The organism is Streptomyces sp. MST-110588 (genome assembly GCF_022695595.1).
GTDB lineage: Bacteria > Actinomycetota > Actinomycetes > Streptomycetales > Streptomycetaceae > Streptomyces.
The window spans coordinates 6,939,983-6,964,450 of record NZ_CP074380.1 but is presented as its reverse complement, the minus strand read 5'-3'; the positions used below and the strand labels follow the sequence as shown (position 1 = coordinate 6,964,450).

Genomic DNA, 24,468 nt, shown 5'->3' with positions numbered 1-24,468 from the left:
GGTACGGGGCGGCGCACCCGCTCCCGTACCCGGCCGGCGGGCCGCCCGTCCGTCCTGCCCGCGCTGTCCGTTCTGGGCGCCGTCTATGCGTCCCGGCTGCCCAGTCCGCGGCGCAGGGCGTCGATCTGGTCGGCCACCATCCGCCGTGACACCGCCGCGTGGGCGATGCCGACGGAGGCGTGGAAGGTCCCCGGGTAGTGCGCCATCTGCGTGCCGCGGCCCGCCTGGACCAGCCGGTGGGCGAAGATGATGCCCTCGTCCCGCAGCGGGTCGTACTCACACGTCCCCACGAAGGCCGGCGGCAGACCCGACAGGTCCGTGGCACGGGCGGGTGCGGCGTACGGGGAGGCGGGCGCGCCCCCGAGGTAGTGCTTCCAGCTCAGCTCCAGGCAGCCGCGGTCGAGCATCGGCGTGTCCACGAAGGAGCGGGCGGAGGGGGTCTCCAGCCGGTCGTCGAGCTGCGGGAAGAGCAGGTACAAATAGCGCACCCGCGGCCCGTTGCGGTCCCGGGCCAGCAGCGCGGTCCCGGCGGCCAGCCCGCCGCCGGCGCTGAACCCGGCCAGTCCGATCCGGTCGGTGTCGACCCCCAGTTCGGCCGCGTGGCCGGCGGTCCACTCAAGGGCGGCGTAGCAGTCCTCCAGCCCCGCCGGGAAGGGGTGTTCCGGGGCCAGCCGGTAGTCCGGGGACACCACCACCGCGCCCACGAGGTCGGCGATCCGCAGGGCGAAGGTCTGCGGGGTGTCCAGGTCGCCGGTGACGAAGGCACCCCAGTGGGGAAAGATCAGGGCGGGCCGCGGACCGCCCCGCGCCGCCGGCCGGTAGATCCGTACGGTCAGGTCCGGCCCGTCGGCCACGGGCAGGGTCCGGTCCTCCACCCGTACGCGGGAGGCGCCCTCATAGCCCGGCTGGGCGGCCATGACCTGGCGCAGCACGGCCCGCGCCGAGGCCGGCTCGGCGTAGTCCAGGGGCCGCATCCGCGGGGCGAAAGGCGCCAGTTCGGGATCGAAGTCGTAACTCACGGGGGTCCTCCGTCTGTTCGGTGGCCGGGTCGGTGCGGGGGTACGGCATGAAGACAGCGGGGAGACGGCATGGAGGCGGTGGCGAACGGGAAGCGGGGCGCGTACGAGGAACGGGAAGGGGGCGCGTACGAGGAACGGAACGCGTACGTACGAGAGCGGTGATGCGTACGCAGGAGAGCGGTGCGGCCCCGGCGTGATGCGTACGCAGGAGAGCGGTGCGGCCCCGGCGCGGGGCGGCGCGCTCGCGCGGCGGTGCGGTGGACGGTGCCGCGCGAGCCGCCCTTCGGCCCGGCCCGCTCAGCCGGCCGAGGTCCGCCGCCTGGTCACCCGTACCCTGCGGACGTTCAGGCCGGCGCCCTGCCCCCACAGACGGCTGCCGGGCGCACTGGCTTCATCGCGGAAGCGCTCCGGGGTGGGCTCGCCGACCGCCGGGTCGAAGTAGTGGCCGGCCTCGGTGGTCAGCCGGACCAGACCGGAACCGGCCCGGCCGGGCCGTCCCCCGTCCAGGGTCGTGAACAGGCCGAGCGACAGCTCCAGTTGCTTGAGCTGCACCGTCTGCTCGACGCCTCCGTGGTCGAGCATCATGAAGCGGCGGGAGTCCAGCCGGTGGCCGATCCGGTCCACCCGCAGGACCTCCTTGCCGTCCAGGAACCAGCGCGCCAGTCCGCGTGAGCGGTCGTAGGAGATACGGCAGTGGTGCTCGTCGCGTGGTGAGCGGCGGGCGACCGGGATGGTGTAGAGGAAGGCCGCGTAGTTGCCGAGCTGGGCGCGGTTGTTGGGCAGCCGCTCGTAGAAGACGTAGACCGACTTGTTGGTGAGGTAGAAGTCGAAGGCGACCCCGCTCTCCAGGTCCTGTGCGGAAAAGCCCATCGAGGCCAGCCGCAGGTCGTCCTGGGCGTCGTCCACGGCGTTCCCGAACGGGTGACCGTCGGTGCCGTAGGAGACACCGGACATCCAGGTCTCGTACGAGACCTCACTGCCCGGCGCGGTGTCGAAGCCGAGGACCCCGCCGGTGGACTTCACGTTGACGTTGGCCAGCCACTTGACGTGGTCCAGGTTGCCGGGGAGCTTGCTGGGGTCGTTCTGGCCGAGGGTCAGGGTGAACGCCGGCTGGTGGCTGACGGAGTTGGTGCCGCCGGAGACGACCTGCAGCCCCCGCCGGGAGGTGGTCGCCTTACCGTCCAGGCCGACGCCGGACCCGAACGGCAGGAAGATCCACCGCGCTCGCGGCCCTTCGGTGAGGAAGCCCTTGGAGAAGTCGTCCTCCCAGATGACGCGATGGCCCGCCATTTCGCTCGCCGCGTCGGCAGCCGCACTCGTCGATCCGCCCGTCGTCCCGCCCGTCTGGTCCACGGCCTGGCCTGTCTGGTCCTCCAGGGTCGGGGCCCGGTCCGCCGCTCGTCCGGCGACATACGTCCAGGCGTCCTGACCGGCGGTTTCCTTGGCCTCCTCGGCCCCGGCGACTGCGGCGGATCCGGGTACGGGTTCGGTGCCGGTGGTGTCGGAGACATCGGGGGCGGCCGGGCCGTCCGCGGATGACTGCTCCGTACGTCGGTCTCTGGTCATGCGCGTCCCTTTCGGTGCCGGTTCTGTACGTCCGTGTACGTCTCTGTGCGCCTGCGGTGCGGCACGCGACCCGTACCGCGACGCCCAATACGTGGTGCGTACTGCACCTGTTCAGTCCTGGGAAGTGGCCGTACGGAACCGGTCCGCGATCCCGCGCCCGGTGCGCGCCCCCGGAACCCGTTCAGATCCCGATCGCCTGATAGGAGTACGCGGTCGCCGCGGACTCGACCTGGAGCCCCTGGTGCCCGGCCACCGAGTTGGTGTCCCGCCAGAAGCGCTGGATGGGGTTCCCCGAGGACTGGCCGGTGGTGCCGACCCCGCGGAAGAGCCGGTTGACCACTCCCACCAGGATGTCGGTGGCCATCGCGCAGTCCCGCCAGTTGCGCATCGTCTCCAGCGCGGTCAGGCCGCCGCGGTCCGCCGTCCGTGCGGCCCGCTCCAGCAGCAGTTCCGCGGCGTCGATCTCGGTGGCGCTGCGGGCCAGGATCACGTCCTGCGACGTACGGTTGAAGGTCGGCATGCCGGGCAGCGCCCGTGTGGGCCGGGCAGCCGCGGCCCGGATCTTGGGCGTGATGTGACCGAGCCAGGCCGTCAGCGCTCCCTTGGCGGCGCCCAGCGCCGGGGTCGCGAACATCATGGTCGTGGCCTGCATCGGTACGGCGTGGCGCAGCGCGCCGGAGTCGGCGGCGCGGCCGGTGAACAGGTCCTGGCGGCCGACCGTACGGGCCTGCGGGATCATCGCGTCCTCGACGACCACCGTATGGCTGCCGGTGGCGGCCATACCCACGTTGTGCCAGGTGTCCACGGTCCGCCAGGCCGCGCGCGGTACGGCGAAGACCCGCGGCTCCGGTTCCGCCTCGCCCTCCCGCGGCACCATCGCGGCCAGCAGCGCCCAGTCCGCGTAGTCGATGGCGCTGACGAACGGCCAGGTACCGGCGAGCCGGTAGCCGCCGGGGACGGGCTGCGCGGTGCCCAGCGGTGTCAAGGAGGCCACCAGGAAGGCGTCCGGCCCCTGTGCCCAGACCTCGTCCTGCCCGCCGGCCGGCAGGTGCGCGGCGAACCGGGAGACATGGGCGGCCAGGGACGCGCACCAGGCGGTGGCGGTGCAGCCCTCGCCGACCGCGGACACCGCCCGGTTCAGCTCCAGGAACGTCCCCCGGCTCCCGCCGTGCCGCACCGGGACGAAGTGCCGGGCGAAACCGGCCTCGGCCAGCGCCTTGACCACATCGGGGTCGAGTCTGCGGTTGGTCTCCGCGGTGGCCGCGCCCTGGGCGGCGGCCACCGCGACCTCCCGTGCTGCCGACGACAGCGTGTGTGCTGCCAGGTCCATCCTGAATCGCTCCTCGGCTCGTGCGGAGTTCGTGCGGGTCTTCCCGGTGCCGGGTATCGACGTTCAAATGCGTACGTACGGACGGCCGGTGCGTACGCGGAACGGCAGGTGCGTACGTACGGGCGGACGCCGTGGCGTCGGACGGCCGGCGGAGCGGCAGCCTGGCCGGTCCCGTTGGTGGATCGCTTGGTCCTCGCTGGAACAGCCCGGCCGGCGGCCCGCCGCGGACGCGCGCACCCGGTCACCCGTACGCGCCCCATGTGGTCCACGACCGGCGTCCCAGCGAAGTCCCAGGCGCCCGGCGGACCCTGGCGCCGTCCTCGTCGTGGCGTGCGGGCCCGGCCTCCTCGGGGACGGTCCAAAGCGTTGCGGAGGGGATACATGATCATCCACACCTTGATCTACCGGTTCGCCGAGACGGTCGACAACCGTCAACGGGAGCAGTTCTTCCAGGAGTTGAAGGACATCGCGGTGGACTCCGGACTCGTCACGCACTTCGGGTACGGGCCGCACCACTGGCTGCCGGTGGACGAGCACGCCAAGGGCACCACGGCGAACGCGGTCGCCCAGTTCGCCTGTCCGGACCTCGAAACGCTGCGCGAGTTCTCCGAACTGCCGCACGTCCACGCGTTCATCTCCCGCTGGAGGACGCGCATCCAGTACGACGCGGCGTACGCGAACCACGAGGAGCTGCTCGGCCTGAGCCCCGCCAACCAAGGAGCCGTCATGCACCACACCGAACACACCGTGACCGTCAACGCGCCGGCCGCCACCGTCTGGGACGTGATCGTCGACGTCCAGGGCTACGCCCGGATCTTCCCGCCGACCCGGGAAGTGGTGATCCTGGAGGAGTCGCCCGAGCACCAGATCTGCCGGCTGACGGTGGACGTCAACGGCGAGGTCCAGTCCTGGGTCTCGCGCCGCGACATCGACACCACCCGCCGGACCATCGCCTACCGGCAGCTCGAAAACGCTCCCCTGATGGGCTACATGGGCGGCGAGTGGCGTGCCCTGCCCATCGATGAGAAGACCACCCAGCTCGTCCTGACGCATGACTTCAAGCCCCGCGACCCCGTCGACGGCAAGGTCGCCGGCAAGTTCACCTACGAGCAGGCCGACGAGCTGATCAAGGCCGCCGTCGAGCGCAACAGCGTCGCCGACCTCGGTGCCGTCAAGACCGAGGCGGAGAACCGTACCGTCGGCACCACGCCGCACACGGCCCCGGAGCCCGGCGCATGACCCGCCTGATCGATCTGAGCGTGGTCACCCGGCACACCCCCAGCGAGGCCACCCCCGTCACCGTGGACCTGCTGGACCACCGCACCGGTGCCACGGTGCTGGGCCTGTCCCCGCAGGACTTCCCCGGCGGCATGGCCATCTCGAACGAGACCGTCACCCTGACCACCCATACCGGCACCCATATGGACGCCCCGCTGCACTACGGGCCCCTCAGCGGCGGCCGGCCCGCCAAGAGCATCGACCAGGTGCCCCTGGAGTGGTGCTACGGCCCCGGGCTGCGGCTGGACCTGCGGCACGTCCCGCCGGGCGAGGGCATCACGGTCGGCCATCTGGAGGAGGCGCTGGCCGCCGCCGGCCACACCCTGGCCCCCGGTGACATGGTGCTCCTGTGGACCGGCGCCGACGAGCTGTGGGGCACCGCCGACTACCTCACCAAGTTCCCGGGGCTCACCGGCGAAGGCACGGCGTACCTGGTCGAACACGGCGTCAAGGTCATCGGCATCGACGCCTGGGGGCTGGACCGCCCCATGTACGCGATGATCGAGGAGTACCGGCGCACCGGTGACAACAGTGTGCTGTGGCCTGCGCACATATACGGCCGCACCCGCGAGTACCTCCAGTTGGAGAAGCTCGCCCATCTGGAGACCCTGCCCGCACCGACCGGGTACACCATCGCCTGTTTCCCCGTCGCCGTCGGCGGCGCCGGGGCCGGCTGGACGCGAGTGGTGGCGATCCTCGATGAGGACTGACCTCCGGGACGACACCCCGGCAGCGCCCCGTACGCCGGCACCCTCCGGTGCGCCGGCACCGTCCCAGGCACCGACGCCGTCCCGTACGCCGGCACCGTCCCAGGCACCGGCACCGGCACCGGCACCGGCACCGGCACCGGCACCGCACAGCGTCTGCGCCCGCGACCTGATCGGCTCCTGGCACCTGCTCTCCTTCCACGAGATCGACCACAACGGGGCGCGGCAGGAGGGCCCGCTCGGCCCCTCCCCCACCGGACGGTTGATCTACACCTCCTCCGGGCTGGTGTCCGTGCACATGATGCGGACCTCCCGCAGCCGCGCCGGTGCCGCCTCGTACATGGGCTATCTGGGTCACTGGCGGCTGGTGGGCCGGCGCTCGGTGGCGCACCGGATCCTGGTGTCGCCGCGCCGGGACTGGATCGGCAGCGAGCAGGTCAGGGAGGCCGTACTCAAGTGCGACCGGCTGACGCTGTACGCCGAGACCCGCATCAAGGGCGTGCTGCACCGCCGCGTTCTGGCCTGGCAGCGCGTCACCTGAAGACCACGGCCCACGGCCGCACGGCCCCGGCGCGGGGCCGGGACAGCGGGATCGTGCGCCGGGGCCGTGCCCGCAGGGCCGTGACACCTCTCCGTCACGGCCCTGCTTCCTGCCTGCTTCCTGCCCGCTTACTGCCCGCCGAGCAGGCGGCCCGTCCCCGGCCTCAGAGGTCCGGCGGTCCCTCGGCCACCTCAGGCCGTCGCGATCCCCGGATCGCTCGTGCCGGCCGTGCCGTTCTCGACGTGTCCGGCCAGCCGGCGCAGGAACGTTCGGTCGGTGTCGGACACCACGGTCACGTCGTACCAGCGCCGGGAGGCGCGCAGATCCACCGTATGGGTGACCCGGGCCCCCGGCCGTACGGTGATTTTCGCGGGCTTGCCGCCGTACGCGTTCTCGACCGTGAGCCGGCAGGCGGTGCCGCCCGCGTTGGTCAGGACCAGGTCCAGGTGTCCGGTCCCGGCGTTGTGGCGGGCGGTGACCTCGGGGCCGGCGGTCTTGCCGGGCCCTCTGAACGTCCGCAGGAAGCCGTTCGGGCCGTGCACCGTCAGGTCGTACACGCCCTGGGAGTAGGCGGTGTTCCAGGTGTCCGAGAGCTGCTTGCCCGCCTCGGTGGTGTAGGTCCACGGCCCGTCCGTACGGTTGGGTGCGGTGACGTAGAAGTGCGCCCCGGCGCCCGGCCCGCTGCCGAAGGTGAGGGTGAACCGCCCGGTGCCGGGAGTGCCGGTGCCGTCCACGAACGGCGCGTAGGGCAGCGGCCGGGCCGGGCGCGCGCCGCGCTCCTGCCGGGGCAGCCGGCCGACGGCGGGCGGGGTGGGCACGTAGTCCGGGTGGCGGTCGCGGTCCGGCGGCCGGTAGCCGTCGGTGGGCGGCAGGTGCGCGGGCCGGGTGCTCTTGCTGCCGAAGTCGAAGGCCGAGGTGAGGTCGCCGCAGACGGCACGTCGCCACGGCGAGATGTTGGGCTCGCGCACGCCGAAGCGGCGCTCCATGAACCGGACGATCGAGGTGTGGTCGAAGACCTCGGAGCACACGTACCCGCCGGTGCTCCAGGGTGAGACCACCAGCATCGGGACGCGCTGGCCCAGGCCGTAGTTCCCGGCGGCGTAGCGCGGGCCGCCGGGGTAGAGCTCCAGGGCGGTGTCCACGGTGGAGCGGCCCTGGGCGGCGGAGGAGGGCGGGTAGGGCGGTACGACGTGGTCGAAGAACCCGTCGTTCTCGTCGTAGGTGATGAACAGGGCGGTCCGGCTCCAGACCTCGGGGTCGGAGGTCAGCGCGTCCAGCACCTGCGCGATGTACCAGGCCCCGTAGTTGGCGGGCCAGTTGGGGTGCTCGGTGAAGGCTTCGGGAGCCGCGATCCAGGAGATCTTGGGAAGCTTGCCGGTCTGTACGTCGGCCCGCAGGATGTCGAAGAGGCCATCGCCCTTCTTGGCGTTCGTGCCGGTCCGGGCCTTCTCATAGAGGGGGTCGCCGGGCTTGGCGTTGCGGTACTTGTTGAAGTACAGCAGCGAGTTGTCGCCGTAGTTGCCCCGGTACGCGTCGTTGATCCATCCCCACTTCCCCGCGGCATCCAGCCCGTCGCCGATGTCCTGGTAGATCTTCCAGGACACCCCGGCCCGCTCCAGCCGCTCGGGGTACGTCGTCCAGTCGTACCCCGCCTCCTCGTTGCCCAGGACGGGCTCGCGGCCACTGCCGTCGTTGCCCGTACAGCCCGACCACATGTAGTAGCGGTTGGGGTCGGTGGAGCCGAGGAAGGAGCAGTGGTAGGCGTCGCAGACGGTGAAGGCGTCGGCGAGCGCGTAGTGGAAGGGGATGTCCTCGCGCGTCAGGTAGGCCATCGTCGTGGCCGACTTCGCGGGGATCCACTGGTCGTACCGGCCCTTGTTGACCGCTTTGTGGGTGCCGGCCCAGTCGTGGTTGAGGTCCTGGAGGAACTGCATCCCCAGGTTGTCCGCCTCCGGGCGGAACGGCAGGACCTCCTTGCTCCCGTCCGACTGGTGCCAGACCGGCTTGCCGCTCGGCAGGGTCACGGGCCGCGGGTCGCCGAAGCCCCGTACGCCCCTGAGCGAGCCGAAGTAGTGGTCGAAGGACCGGTTCTCCTGCATCAGGACGACGATGTGCTGGACGTCCTGGATGCTGCCCGAGTGACGCCGGGCGGGGATCGCGGCGGCCCGCTCGATGCTGTTGGACAGCATGGCGAAGGCCGCGGTCCCGCCGGCGAGCTGGACGAACCGCCGTCGGTTGAGTTCTGGCATGAGTGGGGTGACCTCTTCGATGCGTCGATGCGGGGGACAGGAGCGAGTGGAGTGTGCCAAGAGGATCGGCAAGCCCCGCGAAAGAAGCAATGGCCATGACATGAATCTCCCGCGTACGGAACGGGAACGCCCGCACCGCACGGCCCCTGGCGCACAACGGCCGGAGCCCGGCCGCCCACAGTGGGACGGCCGGGCTCCGGCCCTGCTCATACGGTGAGATCGGGTCTCAGTGCTGCTCCTCGGCCTCCACCGGCTTGGGAATCAGGAAGGACGTCGCGACGGCGGCGGCAATGACGACCACTCCGGCGATCATGGCGGTGGTGTAGCCGGCGGCCGACGCCGGGTCCTCGGGCAGCACCGCGGTCTTGACCGCGTACAGCACGGCGAAGCTCAGCCCGGCCCCGAGATTGAACGCCCCGGCGTTCAGACCCGGCAGGAATCCGGGGTTCTCCTTGGGCGAGAGCACGATGCCCAGCCCGTTGAGCACGATGTTCGCCACGCCCGCGTAGGTGATGCCCACCAGCAGCGAGGCCACCAGCAGCAGGGCGCGGGAGTGGGCCGGGAGGGTGAGGATCATCAGGACGACGGTCGCCGCGGCGCCGATGAGCCCCGTCCGCAGGATGCGGCCGTACCCGAAGGTCGCGGCGAGCCGGCCGGCGAGCGGCCCCATGGCGAGCCCGGCCAGCGCGTACGGCGTCAGGGTCCACCACGCGGACGCCTCGGCACTCATCCCGAGCCCGGCCCGCGCGTCCTGGGCGAAGGCCGGGACCAGCCCGTTCATGACGGCGAAGACTCCGGTCATGGTGAGGGTGGTGGTCAGCAGGATCGCCCAGGTCGACCGCTGCTTGAGATGGCGGGTGGCGACCAGCGGATGCGCGGTGCGGTCCTCCGTACGCCAGAACAGGGCGAAGGCGATGGCGGCCACCACGACCAGCACGGCCACCAGCGTCCAGTTCGCGCCGCCCAGCTTGCCGGCCTCGTTCAGCGCGATGAGCAGCGACCCGACCGAGACGACCAGCAGGCCGACGCCCGGCCAGTCCATCCGGTGGGCGCCGGGCACCTTGGTCTCCGGGGTGAGGGTGGCGACCAGGACGGTGGCCAGGACCGCCACCACGGCCATCGCCCAGAAGACGGCCTGGAACCCGTGGTTGTCGGCGAGGAACCCGCCGGCCAGCGAGTCCACGCCGGCGATGCCGCCGTTGACGGCCGTGATCATGCCCAGCAGCGTCCCGTACCGCTTCGGCTCGGTGACCTCCACCCGCAGCATGATCAGGCACAGCGGTACGGTCGGGCCGGACGCGCCCTGGATCACCCGGCCGACGAAGAGCACGGGCACGCTCTGCGCCAGCGCGGCCACCACACACCCCACCGCCATCAGGGCCAGCATCCCGGCCAGCACCTTGCGGCGGCCGATGACGTCACCGAGCCGCGGCAGGAAGAGCGAGAAGAGGGCCGCCGAGGTGAAGAAGGCGGTCTGGGTGAGCCCGATCTCCGCGGAGCTGGCGCCGAGAGTGTCCTCGATGCTCTTCAGCGCGGGAGAGAGCATGCTGGCATTGAGCTGGAAGGCGATGCAGGCCGTCAGGAGTGCGGTGACCAGCACTCCCACACGGACGGCGGGCCGGTCCGTCCCGGTGGGGGGCCGGTCGGTATGGGAAACGTCATGGGAAACGTTCATTCCTCGATGTCACCGAGTCTTTCAAGTGCATCCACCACGAGATTCCAGAATCTGTGATGGTCGAGGTCGACCGCGACCTGGGTGTGGCAGTCGACGGGGGCGGGCAGCCGGAAGTCCGTCACGGTCATGCCGAGCGTCAGTCCTCCGGTGAGTTCGATGTCCACGGGCGCCTTGCGCACCGTCATGACATCCGGGTCGATCACGTACGCGACCGCACACGGGTCGTGCACGGGCGGATGCGCGAACCCCTGCGCCTTCCGGTAGGCGGCACCGTAGGAATCGAGCAGCTCGCACACGAACCTGGCCGGCGCGGTGCCCAGCGCGGCGATCCTCTCCATGACGTCGGGAGTCGCCAGCGCCTGGTGCGTCAGATCGAGACCGACCATCGTGACCGGCCAGCTCTCGTTGAAGACGATATGGGCGGCCTCGGGGTCGATGACGATATTGAATTCGGCGACCGCGGTCCGGTTGCCCCGATGATATCCGCCTCCCATCAGAACGACCTCACGGACACGGGTGACGATCCGGGGCTCCTTGCGCACCGCGAGCGCGATGTTCGTCAGCCCGGCCGTCGGCACGATCGTGATCTCACCCGGCCCATGGGACATCACCGTCTCGATGATCACATCCACCGCGTGCCGCCGGTCCAGCGCGAGCGTCGGCTCCGGCAGCACCGGCCCGTCCAGCCCACTCTCCCCGTGAATGTCCGGCGCCGTGACGACATCCCGTACCAACGGCCGCGGACACCCGGCGGCGAACGGCACCCCGGTGATCCCGCCGACCCGCGCCACAGCCAACGCGTTCCGTGTCACCTTCTCCAGCGTCTGGTTCCCGACCACGGTGGTGACGGCGACCAGCTCGACCTCGGGATTGCCATGGGCCAGCAACAGCGCGATCGCGTCGTCGTGTCCCGGGTCACAGTCAAGAATGATCTTCCTGGCCAACGCAGGAGCCCCTTTGCTCAACAGAACGGCACGGAAGCCACAACCCCATCATTTTGCCAGAACCCCCAGGCCAGACCCTGTCCCGAACAAGCCGACCAGGGAGCCGCACGGACACACTCCCCCGACTGATATGTAAGAACACTTCTCATAATCATCCGCTACGGTCCCTCGCCATGAGCCGGAACACCCCGCCCGGCTGAAGAGGGCCCCTGGCCCCACCCCGGCCCTTCACACCCGGCCGGCCCTTCTCCAGTGCCCGACAAAGGCGCAATCGGCTTTACGCCACATCCCGGTGCCCGCCACATCCCGGTGCCCGCCATATCGGCGCCCACGGCACTCTTCACCGGCAAGTCCAGCCCGGCCCACGCACTGCACCACCCCACCCCACCCCCCACTCCACGGCGCCCGCCGTCATTCCCCGTCCGTACATCCCGTATCGGGCACCGCACTCGCGACCTGCCCCGCCCGGCACAGCCCGGGGGCCTGCGGGAGCATCCGGGCCGGCCTTGCCTTGCACAGCTCCCCCGCGGCGAGTCAAACCTGCGTCGCAGGGGTCCCGGAAAATCCACCGGCTCAACAACTGCCAAAGGAAAGGGAGATACCTTCATGGCACATATTGCCTCCGCCCTGCGCAGAACTCACGCACGCAGAACCAGAAGCGCCGCGCTGTTGGCCACGGCCACACTGGTCTCGGCACCCCTGCTGGGTATGGCGTCGCCGGCCATGGCCGACGGCAACCAGAAGCCCAAGGTCGAGGAGAACATCTTCGAAAAGGAAGAAGACATCCAAGCCTCGTTGCAGAGGTGGGCGCCTGTCGCGGACACCGAAACATCGATGGGCTATCCGAAGCTGGAGGACCAGGACATCACCCTGGCCGACGCGAAGAAGGTCTACGACCCCGACCAGGCGCTCAAGGACGCCGTGGCCGCGGCGCAGAAGTACGCCGACAACAGCGGGAACAGCGAGCCGCTGCGGGAGAGCGCCAAGAAGCTGGTCAACGGCTGGCCCGACGCGGGCAGGCCGCAGTCCCCCGACATCCGCAAGAACACCAAGGACACGGACGTCGGCGGCCAGAACGCGCAGCAGTACTGCAACATGAAGAACACGGACCCGCAGCACAGCGCCTTCGGGCAGGCGGCTCCGTGCCTCTTCGTCGGAAAGATCGCCGACGCCAAGGACAAATACCCGGTGAAGAAGAACGGCGGCGCCGTGGCGGGCGCCGAGGAACTCATCCGGAAGGTCTCGGCATCCGTCACGGACGAAAAGACCGAGACGACCGGCTGGCAACTGGGCGGCAAGATCTCGCCCAAGATCGGCGACGGCAAGAGCGACATCGGAGGCGAAGTCAATTTCACCTACAACTACGCCTCCACCTACAGCCGTAAGGTGACCGGCACCGACGAGACATCCATCAAGGTCGTACCCGAGGGCACGAAGCAGGCATCCATCGAAGCCCGCGGCAACGGCGCCGTCTACACCGGCTACATCGTCGTCCGCGGCCCCATCGAAAACGGGCAACGCCTGATCGCCATACCCGCGAAGGCTTTCATCCAGTCACCCGCCACCGGCCAACCGGTCACCTGGTTCAAGCGGATGACGCCCTAGTAGCCACCGGCTCGCATCGCTGACCGCCCACGGGGGCCTGGAGCCGTACGCCCCAGGCCCCCGGATACCGCGCCTGCGAGACACCACGGGCGAAGACCACTGGAAACAGCCCCGACCGACCTCGTCCCGTCGGTCGTCGTCCGCTGACCTTGCGCGGGAAGTACGTTGTCCCGTCCTGCGTCCGGACCGGTAGGACGGGGCAGGCCGGCACATGCCGCGTCCTAGCTCTCGATCACACGACGGAACTCGACCGCATGGAGGACGTCTTCGACACGCCGCGCACCGAGGTCACCTCGCGCACCCCGAGCACCGCCACCCGGTCGCCGTCGGCCACGAACTGCCGGGGCTCCAGGGCCCGGACTCGGCACCCGCCAGCTCACCTCCGCGGTGCTCTGGGAGCAGAGCGTGCACACCCTTGTCGGCCGCCCGCTCGGCTGTGCCCGCCTCGTCGAGCTCGGGCCCGGCCGCACCCTGGCCGGGCTGGTCCGCCGGATCACCCCGGACACCGAGGTCGTGTCGCTGGACGTGCCGGGTGCCCTGGACTGACCACCGACACGCCACAAGGAGACCGACGCACATGGCACTTGGCACCAAAAGCATCTGGCTACGCAGGCACGCCACCGCTGCGCCGCCCCGGCTGCGGCTCCTGTGCCTGCCGCACGCCGGCGGCTCGGCCCGCTTCTTCCACGACTGGGGGCGCGCCTTCGGTGACGACGTGGAGGTACTCGCCGCCCGCTACCCGGGCCGTCAGGAACGCATCGCCGAGGACCCCTGCGACACCGTCGAGGAGCTCGCCGGCGCCCTCGCCGACGAGCTGCCGCCCCTGCTGGACACCCCGCTGGCCGTCTTCGGCCACAGCATGGGCGCGTCCGTCGGCCACGAACTGGCGCTGCGGCTCCAGGCCCGCCACCGGGTGACCCCCCATTTGCTGATGGTCTCCTGCCGCAAGCCCCCGCACCTGCTGACCCCGAGCACCGCAGCCCTCGCCGACGACACCGCGCTGATCGCGGAGGTACAGCGCCTGGGCGGCACCGACGCCGCGCTGCTCGCCGACACCGACCTGCGTGAGCTGGTGTTTCCCGCGATCCGCGCCGACTTCGCCGCGGTCGCGCGCTACACCGCCCGGCCCGGCATCCCCCTGGACTGCCCGGTGGCCGGTTACCTCGGCGCCGGCGATCCGGACATCGCCGCGCACGACATGGCCGGCTGGGCCGCCGTGGCGCCCAAGGGCTTCGGCTTGACCGTGCTGCCCGGCGACCACTTCTACCTGACGGCGCAGCGCGGCACGCTCGTCGCGGACATCCGCGCACGGCTGGCACCGCAGTGGCGAGCGCCACCACCCCGCCTCGGCGGTCCAGCGGGATCGGTGTACTCGACAAGGCGGCGGCCCTGCTGGACATCGTCGAAGGCGGCCCACAACGCCGACTCGCTGCGCGCCATCGAGATCCTCGCCGCCCTGGAGAAGCAGTTCGCGGTCGTCATCAACCAGAGCGAACTGCCTCGCATGGTGAACCTCAAGGGCGTCTACGAGGTCGTCGCGGAGTCGGCCGGCTGGTAGTCGAACCGCTCACGCGGACTGGGAGGTTGGCATGACGACGGCAGTGAGCGGCCTCGGCCGGATACGGCCGGAGCGGCACCGGGTGGTCCTCACCGGACTCGGGGTGGTCTCCAGCATCGGACTCGGCGCGAAGGAGTTCCTCCAGGGACTCCGCGCGGGCCGCAGTGGTGCACGGCCCATCACGGTGTTCGACACCGAGGGCTTCACCCACGCGAACGGGTGCGAGATCACGGAATTCGACCTGCGGGACTGGATCAGCACGCTCGACGTGGAACAGCTCGGCAGGGCCGCACAGTTCTCGACGGCGGCTGCCCGGATGGCCCTTGAGGACTCCGGACTCGACCTGACCTGGCTGCGCGCCCGGCGCGGGCTGATCTCCATCGGCACCACCGACGGTAAGAGCTACGACCTCGACCAACTGGTCGAGCACGAACTCGTCCATGGCACAGGCACGTTCGCCCCCGTGGCCGCCCGGCGGGTGCCGGCCGGGCGGCTGTCGGTGGCCATCGCCCAGGAGCTGGGTCTGAGCGACGTGGAGGCGCTCACCATCCCCACCGCCTGCTCGGCGGGCAACTAAGCCATCGGCTACGGCTTCGACGCCGTCAGCTACGGCGAGGCGGACTTCGCCTTCTGCGGCGGCGCCGACGCCATGTGCCGCAAGACCTTCACCGGCTTCTACCGGCTCGGCACCATCGCCCCGGACCGCTGCCAGCCCTTCGACATCGACCGCAAGGGCATCCTGACCGGAGAGGGCGCCGGCGTCCTGGTCCTGGAGCGGCTCGAAACCGCCCTGGAGCGAGGCGCCACCATCTACGCCGAGGTGCTCGGCTACGGCCTCAACTGCGATGCCCACCACCAGGTGGCGCCCGACCAGGCCAGCGTCGCCGGCCTCATGCGGCTCGCCCTGGACAACGCCGGCGTCGCCCCGCACGAGGTGGACCTCATCTCCGCACACGGCACCGGCACCAAGGCCAACGACATCACCGAGGCGGGCGCCATCCGCCAGGTCTTCGGTGACACCCCGCCCCGCACCGTCTCCATGAAGTCGATGCTCGGCCACACCATGGGCGCGGCCAGCGCGCTCGGCGCCATCGGCTGCGCACATGAACGACGTCGCCGAGGCACAGGTCGTGCCCTGGGCCAAGGACGGCGACACCACCCTCGGGTTCAAGGTGACCGTCCAGTTCGAGCGCGACGGCGAGATCCACAAGGCCGTCACCTCCAAGGTCCGGGTGTCCCTGCGGATGGACACCTACCTGGAGGCGGCCGGCGAGGTGCCCGAGCAGCTCGCCCGGTTCGCCGTCGCCCGCCTCGGCGACGACCTGGAGCGTGAGCAGGGCAGCACGGCCCCGGCCGAGGAGGAGATCCTCGCCGCGCTGACCGCCGGGCAGAACGCCTACGCCTGGAAGTGGAACATCCCCTACCCCTACTGCCACTTCACCGAGCGCATTCAGATGTCCGGCTACCTGAGGCTGATGGAGGAGGGCAAGGACCGCTTCGTCGCCGACCGCGGCATCTCCATCAAGACCCTGCTGGACGATCGCCGCTGGATCCCCGTGGTGCCCCGCTCCGACATCCGCGTCCTCGACGAGGCGTTGATGGAGGAGGACCTGTACACCGCCTACACGGTGGAGGAGGTCTTCAAGGACTTCACCTACACCTCCCGTATGGACTGGTACGTGCTGCGCGACGGCAAGCTGGTCAAGACCGCCACCGGGCGCATCGTGCATGGCTACGCCCTGATCGAGAACCACCGGGACTGGAGGCTGGTCAACTTCGACCAGCACGTCCTGAACGCCCTGCACGGCAAGGCGCCCAAGGCGTGACCGAGCAGGTGGTGAACGGCACCGACTGGGAGAACAGCGCTCCGCGGCTGCTGCTCATCGAGAGCCAGGGCGCGCGACCGCGGACACCGGTTTCCGGCGCGACGCGGTGACCCAGGTGATCACCGGGCAGCCCGCCCTGCTCTTCCTGGTCCAGGACGGCGTCGTCCTCGCGGTGCCGGGCAGCGACGCCGACCTGGGCCGGTTCCAGAAGGAGGGCGGGGTGCTCGCGGCGGACAGCTTCTCCCTCGCCCAGCACGGGCTGGACACCGCCGGTCTGCGGCCCGAACTGCGCGTCGTCGGCATGGACGTGGTGGCGCGGTCGCCCCCGGCTTCATCGACACGGACATGGTCGCCGAGATGAACGACCACGCCCGCAAGGAAGCCCTCGCCGCCATTCCGCTGCGCCGCATGGGCACCGCCGAAGAGGTCGCCGACCTGGTCGCCTTTCTGGTCTCGGACCGGGCCGCGTACATCACCGGCGCCGTGCTGCAGATCGACGGCGGCATCACCATCTGAGCCCGACACAAGATCTGAACCACGCTCGCACACGACAGTTGGAGGCGGTGATGGCACGACGCGGACCGCGCTGGTACTTCTCCTTCCGCAGCCCCTATTCCTGGATGGCCTACCGGGACCTGCTGGACCACTATCCGGACGTCGCCGACCGCATCGGGTGGCTGCCGTTCTGCGAGCCCGACCAGCCGGCCCTGGACGAACCGGAGCGCGGCAACGTCAAGCTGCCGTACGTCCCCATGTCGAAGGAGAAGCACCTCTACATCCTGCAGGACATGCGCCGCCTCGCCCGTGCACGCGACCTGGAGATGGTCTGGCCGGTGGACCCCGCGCCGCGCTGGGAGGTGGCGCACCTCGCGTATCTGGCCGCCGAAGGTCTCGGTGCCGGGCGCGCGTTCATCGCCGAGACCTACCGGGCGCGCTGGGAGCTCGGCGAGGACATCTCCGACCCCGGCACGGTGCGCCGCATCGGCCGCGCCCTCGGCATCGATCCGGAGGTGCTCGCCCGGGCCCACGAGGACCCGGAGATCCGGGAGCGCGGACTGACCGCGCTGGACTCCCTGCACCGCGACGGCGTCTTCGGCGTGCCCTTCTTCATCACCGGACTCGACAAGTACTGGGGCGTGGACCGGCTGCCCGCCTTCGTCGAGCAGCTCCGCGCCCGCGTCAAGTGACCGGCGCCCCGACCGCCGTCCGTCACACCCTCACACACCCTCACGAAAGGAACCGACCGACCATGGCCACCAACCCCTTCGAGAACGACGACGCCCGCTACCTGGTGCTCGCCAACGACGAGAACCAGCATTCCCTGTGGCCGGCCTTCGCCGAAGTCCCGGCCGGCTGGACCGTCGTGCACGGCGAGACCGACCGGCAGGACGCCCTCAGCCACGTCAACGAGCACTGGACCGACATGCGGCCCAAGTCGCTCGCCGACGCGATGGACGCCGCCTGACCGCCCGTGCCGGACCGGCGACGGGCATGGCAGCTATCTGCAACGCCTGTTGCCCCGGCCGCCCACCGATGACAGTGTGGCGGATGAGCCGCTGCCGGCAGGGGCGGCGGCGGGCCGCGCACCGGCCGCGTCGTCGTACGGCCGGTGACGGGAAGCCGTTTTCCCAGAAAGCGATGCCACTGATGACCCACTCCCTGTTGTGCCTCCCCTTCGCGGGAGGCGGCGCCGGTTTCTACCGCGCCTGGAGAGACCTCCCCGACGGCGCTCCGCGCATCGTCCCGCTGCAACTGCCCGGGCGGGAGGAACTGTTCATCGAGGAGCCGTTCCACGACGTGACCGAGGCTGCCGACGCCCTCAGCCGCACGGTCGCCGAGCAGGCCGGCGGCGGACCGGTCGCACTGTTCGGGCACAGCCTGGGCGCGGTGCTCGCCTTCGAACTCGCCCGGCGCCTGCAGCGGTCCGCCGACGTCGCCCTCACCCACCTCTTCGTCAGCGGCTCGCCCGGGCCCTGGACCGGCCGCAGCCGACACGCCACCGGCCTGGGTGACGACGAGTTCCTGGCCCGCGTCCAGGAGTTCGCCGGATACGAGCACGACGCGCTCGCCGACCCCGACATGCGCGAGCTGCTGCTGCCGGTGCTGCGCGCGGACGTCGAGATGCACGAGAACTACAAGGGACCGGACTCCGACGAGCCCCTGGACGTCCCCGTCACCTCGCTGCGCGGCGCGGACGACACCCTGGTCACCCGGGCGCAGGCCGAGGAGTGGCGGCAGGCCACCCGTGCGGCTTTCCGCGCGACCGAACTGCCCGGCGGCCACATGTACCTCACCGACTCCCCGCTGCCCCTGATCGGCGCGGTCGCCGAAGCCCTCGCGGGCCCGCGGTCATGAGCACCGCCACGCCCCCGGGCACCTCCACCGGGCTTCTGACCGGCAAGGTCGCCGTGGTCACCGGCGCGGCCCGCGGCCTCGGCCGTTCCTGCGCCGTACGGTTCGCCGCCGAAGGAGCGGATCTGGTCCTCGTCGATGTGGCCGGGGACCTGCCCGGCGTGCCCTATCCGCTGGGCAGCGGCAGCCAGCTCGAACACACCGCCGAGCTGTGCCGCGCGCAGGGCGCCGCCGTGGTCACCGCCGTCGCCGACGTCCGCGACCCCACGGCCGTCGACGAGGTGGCCGCCCGCGCCCTGGACCGCTTCGGCACCGTGGACGTGCTGCTCAACAACGCGGGCATCGCCGCCCCCTCGGGCAAGGCCGTGCACGAGATCGCCGAGGACGAGTGGGAGCTGATGGTCGGCATCGACCTCACAGGCGCCTGGCGGATGACCAAGGCCCTGGTGCCGGCCATGATCGAGCAGCGCTCCGGCAGTGTCGTCAATGTCGCCTCCACCGCCGGGCTCGTCGGGTACCGCCACTTCGCCGGCTACGTCGCCGCGAAGCACGGTCTGATCGGCCTGACCAAGGCCGCCGCCCTCGACTACGCCCCGTTCCGGGTCCGGGTCAACGCGCTGTGTCCCGGCTCCGTACGGGACGACCCGCTGCACGAGGGCCGGATGCTCGCGGAGATCGCCCGTTCCCTCGACGTCGACGTCGACGAACACGAAGAGATCTTCGTCCAGTCACAGCCGATGAACGCGCTGATCGAGCCGCAGGACATCGCCGGGGCGGCCCTCTGGCTGGCCGGCGACGACTCCCGCCAGGTCACCGGAACCACCCTCACCGTCGACGGCGGCTTCAGCGCCCGCTGACGGACGGCCCGTCCGGGCTCCCCTCCGCTCACCATCCTTCCGTCTCGTACCCAGGAGTCCGACCATGTCCCGAACTCAGGCCGCGTCCTGCCACAGCCTGGTGGTCCGGATGCCGGGCCCTGTCGACGCCACCGAACTGGAGCGGCGCCTGCGCGCGGGCGTCCCGGAGAGCCGGCCGGAGCTGGCCGGACTGCGGCTGTGGGAAGAGCCCCCGCCGCCGGGTGCCGACGACCCGGGCGCCGTTCGCCGGCGGGTGGCCCGGGAGGCGGCCCGGCCGCTGCGGCCGGGCGGCCCCGGCCTGCGTGCCGTCCTGCTGCAGCACCGCGACGGCGACGCCGACCTGGTGCTGGTGGCCCGCCACGACCTCGCCTTCGGCACGCCGGACCCGCTCGTGCTGGTCGACCGGACCGGGGCCGGGAGCGCCGACGGTCCGGCAGGGCCCCGGCCTTCCGCTCCGGAATGGGGCCTGGGCGTCCCGGCCGCGGCCGGACACACCGGCGAGGTGCCCGTGCCGTTCGACGGCCGCGTTCCCGCCGACGAAGCGCTGCTCCTCGCGGCCGTCGCGCTGGTACTCGCCCGCTACGGCGCCGGCGAGCAGGTCGACGAAACGCTGAGCGCCGCGGACCACGTCCGGGCGTGGCGTGAGCGGGTGGCCGAGCCGGCCGGCGCACCGCACCATCTGTCCGGCATCGGCATCCTGGTCGAGGACGCCCGCCCGGGGCAGCGGCATGTGCCGTACCTCGCGCCGGTGCTCCCCGGATTGCTGCACGTCACTCGCCGGCCCGACGGCACCGCCGCCGCAGTCCTGTACCACGACCACGGGCACCTGGCCGCCTGCGTCGCCGAGCGGTTCGCCGCCCATGTCGCGCACGTTGCGGCACAGTTGGCCGACCGGCCGGACGACGTCCTGGACACCGTGGAACTGCTGACGCCGCAGGAGACGGCGCGTGTGCTGCAGCTCGGTCTCTCGCCCGCCATCGGACAGCCCGAGGCCATCGACCGGACCGTGGACGGCCTGTTCGCCGAGGTGGCACGCGCCCGGCCCGACGCGGTCGCCGTCACCGCCAAGGACACCAGCCTGACCTATGCCGAGCTCGACGCCCGTGCCGAACGCACGGCCGCCGGCCTCCGCGCCCTCGGTGTCACCCCCGGTTCCATGGTGGGTGTGGCCCTGGAACGCGACGCCGACCTCGTGGTCACCCTGCTCGGAGTGTTCAAGGCGGGCTGCGCCTACGTACCGATGGACCTGCGCTACCCCGAGGAACGCCTGCGGTACACCGTGGACGACGCGGGCGCCACCGTCGTGGTCGGCGTCGAGGGCGTCTTCCCCCGGCTCGACGGAGTACGGCTGGTCACCCCCGCCGCGCTGCGCGAGCTGGGCGCCGGCGCGCCGTCGCAGCCGCCGCGCACCGAGGACCCCACCGCTGCGGCGTACGTCATCTACACCTCGGGATCGACCGGGCGGCCCAAGGGCGTGGTGGTGCCGCACCGCAACGTCGCCGCCCTGATCGAGGCAACCCGTGAGGACTTCCGCCTCGGCACCGACGACGTGTGGACGCTCTTCCACTCCAGTGCCTTCGACTTCTCGGTGTGGGAGATCTGGGGCTGCCTGCTCACCGGCGGCCGGCTCGTCGTCGTCGACTACTGGGTGACCCGCGACACCGAGCTGTTCCACGAGCTGCTGGCCGCCGAACGGGTCACCGTGCTCAGCCAGACCCCGTCGGCCTTCGCCCAGCTCATCGAGGCCGACCGGCGCTCCGGCGCCGACCTCGCCGTCCGCCTGGTGGTCTTCGGCGGTGAACCGCTCGACGTACGGATGCTCGCCCCGTGGTTCGCCCGGCACTCCCACACCACCTGCCGGCTGGTGAACATGTTCGGCATCACCGAGACCACTGTGCACGTCACTGCGCACACCGTGACCCCCGCCGACGTGCGCGCCACCGGACGCCGGGTCGGCCGCGCGCTGCCGGGATGGTCCGTGTCGGTCCGCGACCCCCGCGGCCGGGTGCTGCCGGTGGGCGCCGCAGGGGAGATCTGCGTGGGCGGAGCCGGTGTCGCCGACCGTTACCTCGGACAGCCCGAACTCACCGCAGAACGCTTCGTCACCGACCCGCACGGCGGCGGGCGCATCTACCGCAGCGGCGACCGCGGGCGGCTGCGCCCGGACGGTGGCCTGGACCACCTCGGCCGCCTGGACAGCCAGGTCAAGGTGCGCGGCCACCGCATCGAACTGGACGAGATCCGCAACGTGCTGCTCAGCCACCCCGAGGTCACGGGTGCGGCCACCGTCCTCCAGCACGACGTGCCCGGCGACGCGGCCACCGCCCGAATCGACGCCTACGTGACGCTGCGCGGTCCGGCCGGCACCGCCGATGTCCTCGCCCATGCCAGAGCCGTACTGCCCGCCTACATGGTCCCGGCGTCGGTCACCCGGCTGGAGACGATTCCGCTGACCATCAACGGCAAGGTGGACACCGCCGCCCTGCCCGCACCGGCGCCGGTGGCCGCGGCCCAGGACAGCGCTCCGGAGGTGCCGTCACCGGCCGCCGGTGACGGCGATCCGCTGGCCGCCCAGATCCTGAAACTGTGGGGACACGAACTCAACGCCGTCGTCACCGCACAGGACAACTTCTTCGAACTCGGCGGGAATTCCCTGCTGGTGATCCGGATCCTGCGCCAGATGCGGGAACAGGGCCTGCCGAAGGTCACCACCCAGGACTTCTACCGCAACTCCACGGCAGGCCAGTTCATCGAACTCGTCAGATCCGCCCAGGCATAGCCTGCACTTCCCTTTCCGAGGAATATCGACCCGGCGTTCGACGGCGGGCAGCAAGGCGATCCTGATAATTCCGCTCGGCGTGCGGATCAGGTGCCGGTATTGCCCGGAGCCACGCCGGGTCCGCTCATCTGTGGCGGTCATGCGGGTCTCCGTGGCGATCATTCCGTCGGCGTACCGCATAGTGAAGACGGCCTGCGTGCGGCCCGGCTCCGCATAGTCGCGCAGCACCTCGCTCATCGGGCGATCCGCCCGCACCGGGCCGGACTGCGAACCGCGTTCCGCCGTACAGCAAATCGCCGCCGGACGGCTCCGGTACGGCGTCCCCGCCCATTGCACCGTCACTTCCTCGCGCGGCGCCATCATCGCCACCAATTCCGTTCACGGAAATACCGGTCCGGCGCGTGACGGCTAGGAGAGTGGGTGCTGGTGCTGGTTCCGTCTCGTCGGTCATGCACCGACGCTGACGCGGCTGCCGGCCCGCCGGGTTGGCATCATTCTGCAACCGTCGTTGTCGGTGACCGAAGAGCGCTGTTAGACATGATGCGGCCGTGGCATTCGGGAATCTTCGACCACGCGACTTTCTCCATGATTTCCATCAATGTATTGAGGGTGAGTGGCTGTGTCCGACCCCCGGGGTGCCCTGCTGCCGCTGACCGCCGCCCAATCGAGTGTCTGGTACGCGCAGCAGATGAATCCGCAGAACACAATCTTCAACACGGGTGAGTTCCTGGAAATCAGCGGCCCGGTCGACGCGGCGCTCTTCGAGGAAGCGCTGCGCCGCGTCGTCGACGAGGCCGAGACACTGCGGCTGCGGTTCTTGCCGGCCGAGGACGGACCCGTCGCCCGGATCGTGTCCGCCGGCGACCTCGACTGGTCCCTGCACGTCGTCGACGTCAGCGCCGAGCCCAACCCCTGGGCGGCAGCCCGGTCCTGGATGGCCGAGGACTTCGCCCGGCCCCTGGACACCGAGCGCGACCAGCTCTTCCTCTTCGCGCTGCTCAAGCTCGCCGACGACCGCCACCTCTGGCTGCACCGCTACCACCACCTGCTGGTCGACGGCTTCACCGTCAACATGGTGGCCCGCCGCACCGCAGAGGGGTACTCGGCGCTCACGGTCGGCGAGCCGGTACCCGCCACCCCGTTCGCACCTCTCGCAGAACTCCTGGACCTGACGGCCGAGTACCGCCGCTCGGAGCGGTTCGGCGCCGACCGGGCCTACCGGATCGACCGGCTCAAGGACTGCCCCGAGCCGGTCAGTCTCTCCGGAAAGCAGCCCGCCCTGGCCCGCTCGCTGGCCCGCCGCACCGCCCGCCTCGCCGGCCCCGACACGCAGCGGCTGCGCGATCCGGCCGGCGACGTCGGCGTCACCTGGCCGCCCGCGCTGATCGCCGCCGTCGCCCTGTGGCTGCAGCGGCTCACCGGTACCCCCGAGGTCGTCCTCGGCCTGCCGCCCGCCCCACCACCCCCACCGCGCACGACCCGGCAAGCGGACAGACTCCTGCCACCGCGCCCCGCGCCTCGCGAACCCACGGAGAAGAGGCCCTGTGCCGCCTCTTCGGCCTGTCATCCCTGGTCTGACCTGGGAAATCTCTGAGCTGTTGGTCACGTGGTTGGTCACGCCGCATCCCAGAAATGCAGAAAACCCCAGATGAACTGGGGTCTCAGCTGGTGTCCGAGGGGGGACTTGGACCAATACTCCACGGATTACATCGCTCAGCGCCGAATTGGCGCTGGCCATGCCATAGGGGTGGGTGTGCTCCTTGAATGAACGAAGGGTGCGGGCCTGGCTGTCATTCTGGGATCCCCCACTTGGCGAGCAATACCGGGCGTTTGACCAGAAGTGTTGTACAACGTGAGCAGTGAACGCTGCTGTCGTTGTCGGTGGTTGGTAAGCAATCGTCGCTTCGGAGGCACCCGAAGAAGTCACGTTGTGTGATGCGGCGGTTGGTACATCGATGCGACTGCCACAGCCGCTCGCCGACGAACTCCGTGCCCGGGTGCGCGTGCTGCGCGACCCAGGACCCGCGCGGCCGATTCCCATCCCGTCAGCCTCGGCCGCATACGGCCTGGTCTCATGTCCCCTGGCAGATGACACCGCTTCAGCGCGACGGTGCACCGCACGGGCGCACGAGGACGCAGCAGGTGCACCGCCGGCCCGGGCCCGATCTCAGCGCCCGCCGCG

At 70.9% G+C, this 24,468-nt stretch carries 20 protein-coding genes and 2 pseudogenes; 16 read left to right on the top strand and 6 right to left on the bottom strand.

The genetic code is table 11. From position 1 onward, the window contains the following. Window positions 1–83: 83 nt before the first annotated feature. The 3 genes from KGS77_RS30465 to KGS77_RS30455 all read right to left on the bottom strand — a co-directional run bounded on the left by KGS77_RS30465 (window position 84) and on the right by KGS77_RS30455 (window position 3,915). Window positions 84–1,019 (bottom strand): alpha/beta hydrolase, encoded by a 936-nt coding sequence (locus KGS77_RS30465; protein ID WP_242586328.1) that lies wholly within the window; start codon window positions 1,017–1,019, stop codon window positions 84–86. A gap of 297 nt (window positions 1,020–1,316) precedes the next feature. Beyond that, on the bottom strand, window positions 1,317–2,585 hold the full coding sequence (locus KGS77_RS30460; protein ID WP_242586327.1) for a DUF6081 family protein: 1,269 nt from the start codon (window positions 2,583–2,585) through the stop codon (window positions 1,317–1,319). A gap of 181 nt (window positions 2,586–2,766) precedes the next feature. Next, window positions 2,767–3,915, bottom strand: a complete 1,149-nt coding sequence (locus KGS77_RS30455; protein WP_242586326.1) for an acyl-CoA dehydrogenase family protein — start codon at window positions 3,913–3,915, stop codon at window positions 2,767–2,769. Between the two features lie 381 nt (window positions 3,916–4,296). Here KGS77_RS30455 and KGS77_RS30450 point away from each other — a divergent pair, with 381 nt between their 5' ends. From KGS77_RS30450 to KGS77_RS30440, 3 genes are read left to right on the top strand one after another with little or no spacing between them, the layout of a single operon-like run. Next, a complete protein-coding gene (locus tag KGS77_RS30450) occupies window positions 4,297–5,154 on the top strand; it encodes an aromatase/cyclase (protein WP_242586325.1) in 858 nt (285 codons plus the stop codon). Beyond that, complete coding sequence (locus tag KGS77_RS30445) at window positions 5,151–5,903, top strand: cyclase family protein (protein ID WP_242586324.1); 753 nt, start codon at window positions 5,151–5,153, stop codon at window positions 5,901–5,903. The genes KGS77_RS30450 and KGS77_RS30445 overlap by 4 nt, the downstream gene beginning before the upstream one ends. Beyond that, entirely contained in the window at window positions 5,893–6,441 is a 549-nt protein-coding gene (locus KGS77_RS30440) for a lipocalin-like domain-containing protein (protein WP_242586323.1), read from the top strand. Before KGS77_RS30445 ends, KGS77_RS30440 begins: the two co-directional genes overlap by 11 nt. 191 nt (window positions 6,442–6,632) lie before the next feature. Here the strand turns inward: KGS77_RS30440 and KGS77_RS30435 are convergent, their stop codons facing one another. The 3 genes from KGS77_RS30435 to KGS77_RS30425 form a co-directional block, all read right to left on the bottom strand. Beyond that, window positions 6,633–8,690 (bottom strand): phospholipase C, phosphocholine-specific, encoded by a 2,058-nt coding sequence (locus KGS77_RS30435; RefSeq protein WP_242586322.1) that lies wholly within the window; start codon window positions 8,688–8,690, stop codon window positions 6,633–6,635. 226 nt (window positions 8,691–8,916) lie between these two features. Then, window positions 8,917–10,365, bottom strand: a complete 1,449-nt coding sequence (locus KGS77_RS30430; protein WP_242586321.1) for an MFS transporter — start codon at window positions 10,363–10,365, stop codon at window positions 8,917–8,919. Continuing rightward, a complete protein-coding gene (locus KGS77_RS30425) occupies window positions 10,362–11,309 on the bottom strand; it encodes a nucleoside hydrolase (protein WP_242586320.1) in 948 nt (315 codons plus the stop codon). The genes KGS77_RS30430 and KGS77_RS30425 overlap by 4 nt, the downstream gene beginning before the upstream one ends. Before the next feature lie 669 nt (window positions 11,310–11,978). Here KGS77_RS30425 and KGS77_RS30420 point away from each other — a divergent pair. From KGS77_RS30420 to KGS77_RS30360, 13 genes and pseudogenes are all read left to right on the top strand, one after another. After that, the gene (locus KGS77_RS30420) at window positions 11,979–12,914 is read left to right on the top strand and encodes a hypothetical protein (protein WP_242586319.1); all 936 of its coding nucleotides are present in this window, start codon (window positions 11,979–11,981) and stop codon (window positions 12,912–12,914) included. A 405-nt stretch (window positions 12,915–13,319) separates the two neighbouring features. Continuing rightward, window positions 13,320–13,460, top strand: coding sequence for a hypothetical protein (locus tag KGS77_RS30415; protein ID WP_347404549.1), 141 nt, complete (start codon window positions 13,320–13,322; stop codon window positions 13,458–13,460). Between the two features lie 31 nt (window positions 13,461–13,491). Further along, window positions 13,492–14,472, top strand: coding sequence for a thioesterase domain-containing protein (locus KGS77_RS30410; protein ID WP_242586318.1), 981 nt, complete (start codon window positions 13,492–13,494; stop codon window positions 14,470–14,472). Window positions 14,473–14,503: 31 nt separating this feature from the next. Beyond that, a pseudogene (locus KGS77_RS30405) lies at window positions 14,504–15,574 on the top strand (beta-ketoacyl-[acyl-carrier-protein] synthase family protein); the annotation flags it as partial. Between the two features lies 1 nt (window position 15,575). Next, window positions 15,576–16,298, top strand: a complete 723-nt coding sequence (locus KGS77_RS30400) for a thioesterase family protein (protein ID WP_242587852.1) — start codon at window positions 15,576–15,578, stop codon at window positions 16,296–16,298. A 106-nt stretch (window positions 16,299–16,404) separates the two neighbouring features. Beyond that, window positions 16,405–16,659: a hypothetical protein gene (locus KGS77_RS30395; protein ID WP_242586317.1), complete on the top strand. Its 255-nt coding sequence runs from the start codon at window positions 16,405–16,407 to the stop codon at window positions 16,657–16,659. Further along, window positions 16,614–16,814, top strand: a pseudogene (locus KGS77_RS30390) (SDR family oxidoreductase); the annotation flags it as partial. The gene KGS77_RS30395 and the pseudogene KGS77_RS30390, both read left to right, overlap by 46 nt. A 50-nt stretch (window positions 16,815–16,864) precedes the next feature. Further along, the gene (locus tag KGS77_RS30385; RefSeq protein ID WP_242586316.1) at window positions 16,865–17,485 is read left to right on the top strand and encodes a DsbA family protein; all 621 of its coding nucleotides are present in this window, start codon (window positions 16,865–16,867) and stop codon (window positions 17,483–17,485) included. Window positions 17,486–17,547: 62 nt separating this feature from the next. Then, window positions 17,548–17,763: an MbtH family protein gene (locus KGS77_RS30380; RefSeq protein ID WP_242586315.1), complete on the top strand. Its 216-nt coding sequence runs from the start codon at window positions 17,548–17,550 to the stop codon at window positions 17,761–17,763. 182 nt (window positions 17,764–17,945) lie between these two features. Continuing rightward, on the top strand, window positions 17,946–18,653 hold the full coding sequence (locus tag KGS77_RS30375) for an alpha/beta fold hydrolase (protein WP_242586314.1): 708 nt from the start codon (window positions 17,946–17,948) through the stop codon (window positions 18,651–18,653). Then, window positions 18,650–19,507, top strand: a complete 858-nt coding sequence (locus KGS77_RS30370; protein WP_242586313.1) for an SDR family oxidoreductase — start codon at window positions 18,650–18,652, stop codon at window positions 19,505–19,507. Before KGS77_RS30375 ends, KGS77_RS30370 begins: the two co-directional genes overlap by 4 nt. 64 nt (window positions 19,508–19,571) lie before the next feature. Then, a complete protein-coding gene (locus KGS77_RS30365) occupies window positions 19,572–22,286 on the top strand; it encodes an amino acid adenylation domain-containing protein (RefSeq protein WP_242586312.1) in 2,715 nt (904 codons plus the stop codon). A gap of 619 nt (window positions 22,287–22,905) precedes the next feature. Then, on the top strand, window positions 22,906–23,880 hold the full coding sequence (locus KGS77_RS30360) for a condensation domain-containing protein (protein ID WP_242586311.1): 975 nt from the start codon (window positions 22,906–22,908) through the stop codon (window positions 23,878–23,880). Window positions 23,881–24,468 lie beyond the last annotated feature (588 nt).

Bases quoted from the DNA above. Each gene is read 5' to 3' on its own strand.
- KGS77_RS30460 (WP_242586327.1), bottom strand. From the start codon at position 2,585: ATGACCAGAGACCGACGTACGGAGCAGTCATCCGCGGACGGCCCGGCC.
- KGS77_RS30455 (WP_242586326.1), bottom strand. From the start codon at position 3,915: ATGGACCTGGCAGCACACACGCTGTCGTCGGCAGCACGGGAGGTCGCG.
- KGS77_RS30450 (WP_242586325.1), top strand. From the start codon at position 4,297: ATGATCATCCACACCTTGATCTACCGGTTCGCCGAGACGGTCGACAAC.
- KGS77_RS30445 (WP_242586324.1), top strand. From the start codon at position 5,151: ATGACCCGCCTGATCGATCTGAGCGTGGTCACCCGGCACACCCCCAGC.
- KGS77_RS30440 (WP_242586323.1), top strand. From the start codon at position 5,893: ATGAGGACTGACCTCCGGGACGACACCCCGGCAGCGCCCCGTACGCCG.
- KGS77_RS30435 (WP_242586322.1), bottom strand. From the start codon at position 8,690: ATGCCAGAACTCAACCGACGGCGGTTCGTCCAGCTCGCCGGCGGGACC.
- KGS77_RS30430 (WP_242586321.1), bottom strand. From the start codon at position 10,365: ATGAACGTTTCCCATGACGTTTCCCATACCGACCGGCCCCCCACCGGG.
- KGS77_RS30410 (WP_242586318.1), top strand. From the start codon at position 13,492: ATGGCACTTGGCACCAAAAGCATCTGGCTACGCAGGCACGCCACCGCT.
- KGS77_RS30400 (WP_242587852.1), top strand. From the start codon at position 15,576: ATGAACGACGTCGCCGAGGCACAGGTCGTGCCCTGGGCCAAGGACGGC.
- KGS77_RS30385 (WP_242586316.1), top strand. From the start codon at position 16,865: ATGGCACGACGCGGACCGCGCTGGTACTTCTCCTTCCGCAGCCCCTAT.
- KGS77_RS30380 (WP_242586315.1), top strand. From the start codon at position 17,548: ATGGCCACCAACCCCTTCGAGAACGACGACGCCCGCTACCTGGTGCTC.
- KGS77_RS30375 (WP_242586314.1), top strand. From the start codon at position 17,946: ATGACCCACTCCCTGTTGTGCCTCCCCTTCGCGGGAGGCGGCGCCGGT.
- KGS77_RS30370 (WP_242586313.1), top strand. From the start codon at position 18,650: ATGAGCACCGCCACGCCCCCGGGCACCTCCACCGGGCTTCTGACCGGC.
- KGS77_RS30365 (WP_242586312.1), top strand. From the start codon at position 19,572: ATGTCCCGAACTCAGGCCGCGTCCTGCCACAGCCTGGTGGTCCGGATG.